The following is a 10,023-nucleotide window of genomic DNA, read 5'->3' as shown; positions in this document are numbered from 1 at the left end:
GGCGATGCACGGCGTGGCGACCGGGATGCCCCCTTCGTTCGTGCCCTCGTCGAAGACGGCTGCCGCCGCCAGGACGGCGGGCACCTTGCGGAGGGCGGCGGCGAGGGCATGATCCGCCTCGGGCTGGCGCCCGTCTTCGAGGAACAGGACATCGACGGCGAGCGCACGGGGGTGGGCCGCGGCGATCGTTTCGATCAGCCGCGCCATCGTCGTGCGCGAGATGGGAAAGCCTCCTTCCCGGCGGACGATTTCGTCGTCGATGGCGACGATCGCGACATCTTTGGGCGGCATGCGTGGACCGGCCAGGCGCATGCGCAGGTCCGTCGCCGCCGCCTCCAGGTAATCGAGGGGCGTTGCCCGTCCGGCGATGTGCAGGTGCGCGAGCCAGCCGCTCCACCCCAGCGCGGCCACGAACATGAGGAGGGCGAAGCGTCGCTTGGTCCGCCCGGGGCGCGAGATCGACTCAAGCCGCGGCACCGGACCCGCGGCTCTCACCGCCCGAAGCGCTCGAGCAGGCTTCTGACGCGCTCCTGCGGCCACCGTCGCACGTCCAGGGGGGCCTGATCCTCACCGACATCGACGCCCTCACCCGGGCCGAGCGTGACGAACACGGCCGGGGTGTTCCGGCGCGCGACGGCGACGCGGCCGCGAGCCACGAAAACCGCCGTCTTGGCGGTGGTCACATCGACGGCGTAGATCGTGCCGCGCACGGAGGCAATCGCGTGGGGGGTGAGGATCTGGAAGCCGCCCCGGCGCGTCTTCGAGCGCGTCGGCAGGGTCACGAGTACGGCGCTGCCGCCGATCTCCGCTCCCTCGAGCTGCCCGTCGCCGTCCCGATCCACCGGCCGTAACGTGGCCGCTCGCTCGGCTTCGAGCGTGAGCCCGTCGGTGCATCGCAGGATCCGCAGAGGCGGGTCGAAGCGGGTCGTTTCCGTGCAGCGCGTCTGGGCATGGACGGTGACAGGGACGACGACGGCCGCGAATGCGGTCACGACGCGCGCGAGATTCCTCATGGGGTGGATCCCTTCTGCCGCCTCAGAGCCGTGAGGGCGCGCCGAGGGCCGCCAGACGCGGCGCGACCTTCACATGCACGCGTGAGCGCCCAAGATCGATGATGCCGGATCGACGCCAATCCTGAAGGACGCGATTGACGCTTTCCCGCGCCGCGCCAACGTAAGCGGCGAGTTCTTGCTGTGTCACCTGGATTTCTGCGCCGTAATCCTCGGACAGCATAACCAGACGCCGCGCTAGCCGGGCATCGAGGGGAAGGAGCGTCGCCTCCTCCATGCGCTCGCTCATCCAGCGCAACCGTCGGCACAGGAAGCCGATGATCCGCGCCGCCAGGGCCGCGTCGTGCGCCAGGAGTTCGAGGAAGTCCCGCCGGTCGATGACGAAGAGATCCGTCGTCTCGAGCGCGATGGCCTCTGCGGTGCGGGCATGGCCATCGAGCAGGGCGATCTCGCCGAAGACATCGCCGGGGCCGAGGAGGTTGAGCGTCACGGACCGGCCGTCCTCGGTGCCGGTGGCGATGCGGATCTGCCCGCGACGGATCGCGTAGAGGGCATCGCCTGGGTCCCCCTTCTGGAAGAGGATCTCGTGACGCGCAACGCTGCGCATCCGGCAAAGGCCGGCGATGGCTTGTAGAGCGTCTTGGCCCAGCTCGGCGAAGAACGCGTTGGCGGCCAAGAGCCCGACAAGCCTGTTCGGCGCGCTCACGACATCCTCTCTCGACTGTGCCGACCCAGGCTCGTGTGCGCTCCGCAAAGTTCTCCGCGGCGCAGCCTGGTGTCAGCATGATGCCGCACCGTGTCGCCTCTGACCGGCGGGCGGGTCCGTGACAAAACTCACAGCCCGGCTGGCCACGCCGTTCCACGAGGACCGGCTATCGGCCAGCGATCGCGTATGGCCGCCACCGCATCTCGGGGAGACGCGATCCGGGCTGCCCGCCGAACCTTCGGACGGCGCTGCTATGTCGGAGGTTCCCGCAGCCGGGATGCGGCTGTGACCGAAGGATCGGTTCGCCCCGAGGCTTTTCAGAAGGCCGGACCAAAACGCATCTCCGTCGGCAAGATCGACGACAATGGCGTGAGGGCGAACCGAGCCTATCACGCGAAGCGCGACATGCAGATCTGCGAAGATCTCTGTAACGCATTCGGGAGTCGAAGCGAACAGGCCATCGTGAACTTCATCCCGCGCTTCCAGTGTGACGTCGATCACAGTCGCGGGGGTCGAAGGCATGGAACATCGACCCGAATTCCTGCGGCTCAGGATCATTTTCGCGGGACCCGCCGTGTTGGCGGGACAAAACGCTCCGTTAATCAGCAACGGCAGCGCAGCATTAGAAGGATGTTACATATCATGAGCCAGTCTCGTCGCGAGGACAGCGATTCATCCCGGCGCGCGCAGGAGAACCAGCAGCGCCTGGTCGCCGACCTGCGCTCGCAATACGATGTCATCATTTGCGGCGCCGGATCCTCGGGCTCGGTCGTGGCGCGGCGCCTCGCGGAAAATCCCGACCTGCGCGTGCTGCTGATCGAAGCCGGAGGCAGCGACGATGCCGAGACGGTGCTCGACCCTGCACAATGGCCGGCCAACTTGGGCAGCGAGCGGGATTGGGGATTTGAGGCGCAGCCGAACCCGCACCTGAACGGTCGTGCCCTGTCGATGTCGATGGGCAAAGGTCTCGGGGGCGGCTCCAGCATCAACGTGATGGTCTGGGCGCGCGGGCATCGCAGCGACTGGGATTACTTCGCTGCGGAGGCGGGCGATGCCGAGTGGAGTTACGACAACGTCCTCCAGATCTATCGTCGAATCGAGAACTGGCAGGGTTCACCGGATCCGCGGTATCGCGGCGAGTCCGGGCCGGTCTGGGTCCAGCCCGCCTCGGATCCCAGCCCCATCGCATACGCGATGCTCGATGCGGCCCGCGAGGTCGGCATCCCGACCTTCGCGCATCCGAATGGCGAGATGATGGAGGGGCCGGGCGGCGCCTCGATTTCGGACATGCTGGTTCGCGACGGCCGGCGCCAATCGCTTTACCGGGCCTATGTCCATCCTTGGCTCGACCGCCCCAACCTGACGGTCCTCACCGACACGACCGTGCGGCGCGTCCTGATCGAGCAGCGGCGCGCGGTCGGCGTCGAAGTGGTCCGCGCCGGGCAGGTCCTGGAGATCAGAGCCCGGGCCGAGGTGGTGCTGTCCCTGGGCGCCATCCAGACGCCCAAGGTTCTGATGCATTCCGGCATCGGGGACCATGCGGAGCTGACGCGCTTCGGCATCCCGGTGGTGCAGCACCTGCCGGGCGTCGGCCAGAACTTTCAGGACCATGTCTCGTTCGGATGCATCTGGGAGTATGCCGAACCCATCGCCCCCCGTAACAGCGGCAGCGAGGCAACCCTGTATTGGACGAGCCGCCCCGGGCTCGATGCGCCGGACGTGCTCTTCTGCCAGGTCGAATTTCCCGTGCCGAGCGATCGGACCGCGGCGCGCGGTGTGCCGGCGCAGGGCTGGACGATGTTCGCCGGTCTGGCGCGCCCGGCGAGCCGCGGCCGGCTTCGGCTGACGAGTGCCGATCCCGAGGTGCCGTTGGCGATCGAGGCCAACATGATGTCCGATCCCGCGGATCTGACGACGGCCGTCGCCTGCGTGGATCTGTGCCGCGCGCTGGGCAACGCCCAGGCGTTTCGGCCGCATGTCCGCGGAGAGGCCATGCCGGGCGACATCCGGGGAGACGCACTTGAAAACTTCATCCGTGATGCCGCCGTGACCTACTGGCACCAGAGCTGCACGGCCAAGATGGGCCGCGATGCCATGTCGGTGGTCGATGCATCGCTGAACGTCTACGGGATCGACGCTCTGCGCATCGCGGATGCTTCGATCATGCCGCGTGTGACGGCGGGAAACACGCAGGCCCCCTGCGCCATCATCGGAGAGCGGGCGGCACAGATGATCGCTCAGGCGCACGGCCTGTGATCACCCTGCGGGTCGCGGCCCGGCCGGGTTCTGCGGCTGACGGGTCCGGCTCTTCTGCTTCGGGCGCCATGCCGCGTCGTGGTGAACTTCATTCTGGCGGTCGCCGATGACTTTCCAAGACCTTCAACACACGCTGCGGCAGATGGGCGATGCGGCAAGAGGCCTTGCCGCGATCGGTGCAGCCCTACGCCTGCGGCAGGAGGCGCCGGATATTCATCCCGAGGTCGCGCGCCGGTTGCACGACGTGGTCGCCGCCGTGGTGCCGGGCGGCCTCGGTGACCTTGATCAGGCGCAGGTCTCCGCGTCCCTGGCCTCCGTCACGCACGCCCTGCAGGAGGCGCGGGATCTGTTGGAGTGTCCCGAGCGACCGCCCGTCTGGCAGGTCCGCGATCCTGCGATGTTGCAGGCTCAGGGCCAAGCCTCGCGGGTCGTCGTACGGCGCTTGGCGGCCCTGGCGGCCGACCGCCCGGCGCTCGCGGCCGCCCTCACCGGGCGCTTCCTGGATGTCGGCACGGGTGTGGGCGGCATTGCTCTCGAAGCCGCAGCGCAGTGGCCCTCGCTGCGTGTCGTGGGCCTGGACATCTGGGAGCCGGCCCTCGAACTGGCCCGTGCGAACGTGGCGGCAAGCCCATTCCGCAGCCGTATCGATCTCCGCCTGCAGGATGTGACCCAGTTCGATGATCCAGCCGGCTACGCGCTGACGTGGCTTCCGGCACCCTTCCTCTCCCAGGACGCGGCTCGGACAGCGCTCGACCGGCTAACGGTTGCCCTTGAGCCGAAGGGATACCTTGTTGTCGGTCTCTACGCTCCGCCTCCGGATCCGGTCGGCGCCGCGCTTGCAGCCCTGCGGCTGGCCCGAAGCGGCGGCCACCTATGGTCGTGTGCTGCGATGGAGGCTGAACTTCGCTCCCGTAAATTCACCGCCATCGAGACTTCTGCGGGACAGCCGGTCACGCTCATGATGGGACGACGCGCGTAGAACGCTTTCCGTCGAGGCGGTGGCCTGCCGCGACGGGGCGCATCAAGCCGGCCAGTACCGACCGGGTCCAAGGCAGCGCGATCAGGACCGACGATCGGGCGGCTCGAGAGCCGCTGCCGCGTCGCGCCTGCGAATGACTTTCGAAGGCGCGATCCGGTTGATGGGGCGCACCCTGAGGCCTCTGCCTGAATCGCTTCGAGTGGCCGCTCCCGTGCAGTTGGCCCCCGAGAGCGGACCGGCGGGTCTCGGCCATGTGTCGTCGGCGCCTAAAGCCCTCAAGACGTCTCAGATGGTTGGTTTCCCGCCGGTCTGCTTTCAGAGCCAAGATCGGAAGAAGCTGCCGCTCGCCACATGCAGATAATCGAACCGAAAGTGGGAGGGCTCCCAGAGGGCTTGATCGACCGGCGAACATGTTGTACCGAACGGTACAACATGGTTTTGGAAGGTGATCCCGATGTCCCGGCCCCCGCTTCCACCATTCACCGAAGAGTCCGCGATCCAAAAGGTGCGCCTTGCTGAAGACGGCTGGAACACGCGCGATGCGGCCAAGGTCGCGACAGCGTACACGTCCGATACACGCTGGCGGAACCGTGTCGAATTTGCGAACAATCGGGAGGAGGCACAAGCTTTCCTCACACGCAAGTGGAATAAAGAGCACGAATACAGGCTAATCAAGGAGCTTTGGGCCTTTACCGGCAACCGTATCGCTGTGCGCTATGCATATGAGTATCGTGACGACGGCGGACATTGGTTCCGCGCCTACGGAAATGAGAACTGGGAATTCGCTGAGGACGGATTGATGGCCCACCGCCATGCCAGCATCAACGAAATGCCGATCAAGGAGACGGAGCGGAAATTCCGTTGGCCACTGGGCCGCAGACCCGACGATCATCCCTCGCTCAGCGACCTCGGCCTTTGAGCGCCAAGCGCACCCCAACCGAGCGTGCCGATGCCGTCCCAGCACTAGCGGAAGCGTTCCGCGAGCACGGGTTCGAGGGCGCAAGCCTGTCGGTACTGTCGCAGGCGACCGGCCTCGGCAAAGGCAGCCTCTACAACTTCTTTCCGGGCGGGAAGGAAGAGATGATGGAGGCGGTTCTTGCCGACATAGACGCTTGGTTCGAGAAGGTGATTTTCTCGACGTTGGAGCATGCAAATAATCCGACGGCTGCCGTCACGTCCATGATCGAGGACGTGACGGTTTACTTCCGATCCGGCAGAAGGGTATGTCTGGTCGGCTGCATTGGTCTGAATGCCTCGGGAGCCGCTTTCGCGGTGCGAATAAAAAGTTATTTCGCTCGCTGGATATCTGCTCTCGCTCAGTGTTTAGAAACCGGTGGAGTTTCCAAACCGCACGCCTCGAAACTCGCGGAGGAGGTGGTTTCGGGGATACAAGGCGCTATTGTGCTGGCGCGCGCGTTAGAGGACGATGCCGTCTTTCTCCGGGTTGTTCATCGACAGCACTCTATTTTACTCGAAGCAATAAGCAATCATAGAACATAACGATAATTAAAGTTATCGAGCACGCGCCTTAAATTACGCTAAAACCTCCGGAAAACATGGGTGCGACGAAGCTGCTTGCATCCAAGTGTCCGGTTCCAGGACGCCACGAAGCGGTCTGGAACAGCCGGGTTGGGTCGTTCGCTGCCAGAGCGCAGCGCGTCTCATTGCGACGCTCGCCGCCGTGCCCAGTTCCGATGCGTCTTACTGAGCCCGAGGCCGTCCGCCTCAGGGCTACCCGGGCCTAGTTGGGGCTCGAGGCGCGGCCGGATGGTTTGACAAACCGACACCTAAGCCATCGGTACTGACGATCCGGTTCACCGCCATTTTAACAGCTAAGTGATTGAGTTTAAGCCCAGAAGCGGGGCATCATAATCTTTGTGTCGGGGGGCAAGCCCTACCCCGTCGAACTCGCTCCAGTGGTGTTCCACGTGTTCTGGCACAGGCGCTCGGACGGGCATCCAGCCCAGGCATGGCCGCGGGATCTCTTGGTGTCGGCGGCGCCGTGCGATCGAGAGTGGCCTATTGGGAGCAGTAGGCCTGGAAGGACTCGACGAGGTGGTTGAACAGGGCGTCAATGCGGGCGCTGCGCCGCACGTCCTCGTGCGCCACGATCCAGGTGTCTAGGCCGAATACGACGCGGTCCGGCAGGACGCGCACGAGGTCCCGCTCGCCGACCGGCACCTGCATCACACCGATGCCGATGCCGGCCCTGATGGCGGCAAGTTGCGCGGGATGGCTGTCGCTGCGTAGGGCGATGGACAGCGGGCCACCCGCCTCCCGGCTCAGGGCATCCACGATCGCGACGTAGGCCGGCATGCGGTCGGGCCCGACCATCGCGTGCCGGGTGAGGTCCGCGATAGTCTCGGGAACACCGTTTCGGTCGAGGTAGGCCGGCGAGGCGAAGAAGCCGAGCGGGATGCTGCCGACGTGGCGCGCCACGAGCGAGTTCTGGCTCGGCCGCGCCATGCGCACCGCCACATCCGCCTCCTGGCCGGGTAGGTCGGCGTTGGCGTTGGTGAGGAGCAGTTCGACCGTCAGGCGCGGGTGGCGCTCGCGCAAAGCCGCCAGCATCGGCGGCACGACCTCGATGCCGACGAAATCCGAGACGCTGAGACGGACCGGGCCGGCGACTTCGGACGCCGCGCCCTCCGCCTCGCGCCGGAACGCCTCGGACGCGTGGGCCATTCGCCGGACGTGCCCTGCCAGACCGAGCGCCTCGGGCGTCGGCGCCAACCCGTTCACGCCCCGGACGAAGAGCGGATGTCCGATGGCCCGTTCGAGCTTATCGACCCGGTTTCGGACGGTGGGCTGAGTAAGGCCGAGGGACCGCGCCGCGGCAGAGAGGCTGCCGGTGTCGAGCACGGTCAGGAAGGCACGCTGATCGTCCCAGGCGAAGTCTGCATCGCTCATCGATTTTCGATAGGCGGCCCATCAAAGCTCGTCAATTTCCTCAGCCTCCCACCCGGCGCATCAGTCGGGAGACGAACGCAGGGACATGGCGATGAAGACGGCTTTGGTACTCGGAGCGACGGGCGGTGTCGGAGGCGCGGTGACCCGGGCGATGCTGGCCCGCGGGTGGCGCGTCGTCGCGCTGGTGCGGAACCCGGCACGGGCAGCGGCCGCCTGGGGCGCTTCGATCGCGCCGGATCGACAAGCGGGTGACGCCATGAACCGGGCGGACGTGGTCCGCGCGGCTCACGGGACGGACGTCATCGTCCACGCAGTGAACCCACCCGGATACCGCGGGTGGGACCGGCTAGTCCTGCCGATGCTGGACAACACGCTCGCGGCGGCGCGGGACGCCGGCGCCCGCATTGTCCTGCCGGGCACGGTCTACAACTACGACCCGGCCCTCGCCCCGGTGATCGACGAGACGATTCCGCAGCATCCGCGCGGGCGCAAGGGCGCGATCCGCGTCGAGATGGAGCGGCGCCTGGCGGAGGCCGCTCCGGAGGTGAGGAGCCTCATAGTGCGGGCAGGCGATTTCTTCGGTCCGGGGGCGCGCCAGAGTTGGTTCGCCCAGGCTCTATCGAAGCCGCCGCTCGCGCGCATCGTCAATCCCGGAACGCCGGGCGTTGGCCATGCCTGGGCGTACCTGCCCGACCTCGCCGAGGCCATCCTTCGCCTGCTGGAACTGCCGCCGGAGAGGCTGATGCCATGCGAGCGGCTCCAGTTCCCCGGCCACTATGATGCCGACGGCGCCCAAATGGTCGCTGCGATCCGCCGCGCCTCGGGTCGCCCTAACCTCCCCGAGCGCCGCTTCCCCTGGGCGATGATGCGGGGGCTTGCGCTGTTCGGCGGGTTCCCCCGAGAGGTCATGGAGGTTCGTCCGTTCTGGGCGCACGCGATGCGCCTCGACGGAAGTCGTCTAACGGAACTCCTCGGCGATGTGCCGTGCACTTCGCTGGATGCTGCGGTTAGTGCCGCATTGAGATCTTGAGCGGCTCGAGATGCCCGCCTTACCTTTAGCCTCGGTCAGTTCGTTTCAAGGCCGCACGCTTCGGCGGCGAATCATCTACGCTGGGAACCCTTACTTTCGGTCAGCTTGAGCCCAATCGCCGGATGTCCGCTTTCTCAGGTCTGCGCCATGAAGCGGAAAGGCGGCAACCCCTCCTAAGCAGTCGTGAGGACGGACGATGCACGCCCCCTGCATGCGCAACGGGCAACTCGCTGACATGCGTCGTGTAGCGCAGCGTGCACATCTCGAACTTCGTGTTCCAGTGGCGCCGGCTCACCAGCCCCGCGCGCGCCGGCACCACGGCCCCGCGGCCCCAGCGCAGGTCGGCCACCGACACCGGCGCGTACGCCCGGTCCCAGCCGTAGACCCTCTCCGGGACCTTTCCCGCTCCCGAGCCGGAACTCCGCCCCCGGCCGCCGACCTGCCGCACCAGCTGGCCCGCCGCGTCCCGAAAACTCTCCAACACGAACCCGGCCGCGCTCGCCCGGCGCAGATCCCGGCCCGCCGCGTCATGCTCCAGCGTCAACGCGCCGTGCCCGGCGATTTCCAGCGCCGTCAGCGCACCCAGCGGGTCGTACCGGCTCTCGACCCGGGCCCCGGGCCCGACCCGCTCCACGCGGTTGCCGCAGCAATCGTACCGGCTTTCGACACGGCGCCCGTCCACCGTCTCGGCCACCACCCGGCCGAGAGCGTCCCATTCCAGCAGCACCTCCGACCCGCCCCCGCGTGCCGCCGCCAGCTGCCCGGCCCCGTCATAGGCGAAGGTCGTCACCTGCGGCTCGGCCGCCCCCGGCGCCGTCACGGCCTCGTGCGTCAGCAGCCCCGAGGCGTCGTGCGCGTAGAGCGTGCGCGTGCCGTCCGCCGCGAGCTTCTCCGTCAGGCGCCCGGCGCGGTCGTACGCGTAGGTCGTGCGCAGCCCGTCGAAGTCGGTCTCGGCCACCACCCGCCCGGCCGCGTCGCGCTCGAACGTCCAGGCGCGGCCGAGCTGGTTCTCCACCCGCTCCAGACGGCCCAGCCCGTCATGGCCGAAGCGCAGGCGGCGAGCTGCACGGCGCCCTTCGGGCGGTCGCCAAGCGCCGCCGGGGCCTTCCCGGTCAGGCGGTTGCCGTCGGCC

10 protein-coding genes are annotated in these 10,023 nt (G+C 67.3%); 5 read left to right on the top strand and 5 right to left on the bottom strand.

Annotation, left to right across the window (positions count from 1 at the left end; translation table 11 throughout):
* The 3 genes from I53_RS17365 to I53_RS17355 all read right to left on the bottom strand — a co-directional run.
* Positions 1-417, bottom strand: a 417-nt coding sequence (locus I53_RS17365; protein WP_187294374.1) for a CHASE2 domain-containing protein, incomplete at its 3' end; no start/stop codon positions are given.
* A gap of 74 nt (positions 418-491) precedes the next feature.
* Positions 492-1,013 carry a FecR domain-containing protein gene (locus tag I53_RS17360; protein ID WP_043352866.1) on the bottom strand — a complete coding sequence of 174 codons (522 nt, stop codon included), beginning with the start codon at positions 1,011-1,013 and terminating at the stop codon, positions 492-494.
* Positions 1,014-1,035: 22 nt separating this feature from the next.
* Entirely contained in the window at positions 1,036-1,716 is a 681-nt protein-coding gene (locus I53_RS17355) for a Crp/Fnr family transcriptional regulator (RefSeq protein WP_043352864.1), read from the bottom strand.
* Positions 1,717-2,358: 642 nt separating this feature from the next.
* Here I53_RS17355 and I53_RS17350 point away from each other — a divergent pair.
* The 4 genes from I53_RS17350 (at position 2,359) to I53_RS31465 (ending at position 6,451) form a co-directional block, all read left to right on the top strand.
* A complete protein-coding gene (locus I53_RS17350) occupies positions 2,359-3,972 on the top strand; it encodes a GMC family oxidoreductase N-terminal domain-containing protein (protein WP_043352862.1) in 1,614 nt (537 codons plus the stop codon).
* A gap of 142 nt (positions 3,973-4,114) precedes the next feature.
* Positions 4,115-4,951 (top strand): class I SAM-dependent methyltransferase, encoded by an 837-nt coding sequence (locus I53_RS17345; protein ID WP_251982349.1) that lies wholly within the window; start codon positions 4,115-4,117, stop codon positions 4,949-4,951.
* A gap of 454 nt (positions 4,952-5,405) precedes the next feature.
* Positions 5,406-5,870, top strand: coding sequence for a DUF1348 family protein (locus I53_RS17340; protein WP_043352857.1), 465 nt, complete (start codon positions 5,406-5,408; stop codon positions 5,868-5,870).
* Positions 5,867-6,451, top strand: a complete 585-nt coding sequence (locus tag I53_RS31465) for a TetR/AcrR family transcriptional regulator (RefSeq protein ID WP_083936092.1) — start codon at positions 5,867-5,869, stop codon at positions 6,449-6,451. Before I53_RS17340 ends, I53_RS31465 begins: the two co-directional genes overlap by 4 nt.
* 519 nt (positions 6,452-6,970) lie before the next feature.
* Here the strand turns inward: I53_RS31465 and I53_RS17335 are convergent.
* Positions 6,971-7,861, bottom strand: a complete 891-nt coding sequence (locus I53_RS17335; RefSeq protein ID WP_043352856.1) for a LysR family transcriptional regulator — start codon at positions 7,859-7,861, stop codon at positions 6,971-6,973.
* An 85-nt stretch (positions 7,862-7,946) separates the two neighbouring features.
* Here I53_RS17335 and I53_RS17330 point away from each other — a divergent pair, with 85 nt between their 5' ends.
* Positions 7,947-8,891, top strand: coding sequence for an NAD(P)H-binding protein (locus I53_RS17330; RefSeq protein WP_085987677.1), 945 nt, complete (start codon positions 7,947-7,949; stop codon positions 8,889-8,891).
* Positions 8,892-8,991: 100 nt separating this feature from the next.
* On the opposite strand, the gene I53_RS17325 is transcribed toward I53_RS17330, so the two are convergent.
* Positions 8,992-10,023 (bottom strand): DUF4113 domain-containing protein (locus I53_RS17325; protein WP_148291186.1); only part of this gene is annotated, 1,032 nt, incomplete at its 5' end.

The organism is Methylobacterium sp. B1, assembly GCF_000333255.1.
Classification (GTDB): domain Bacteria; phylum Pseudomonadota; class Alphaproteobacteria; order Rhizobiales; family Beijerinckiaceae; genus Methylobacterium; species Methylobacterium fujisawaense.
Note: the sequence above shows the minus strand (reverse complement) of the source record. Positions and strands in the feature narration are given on the sequence as shown.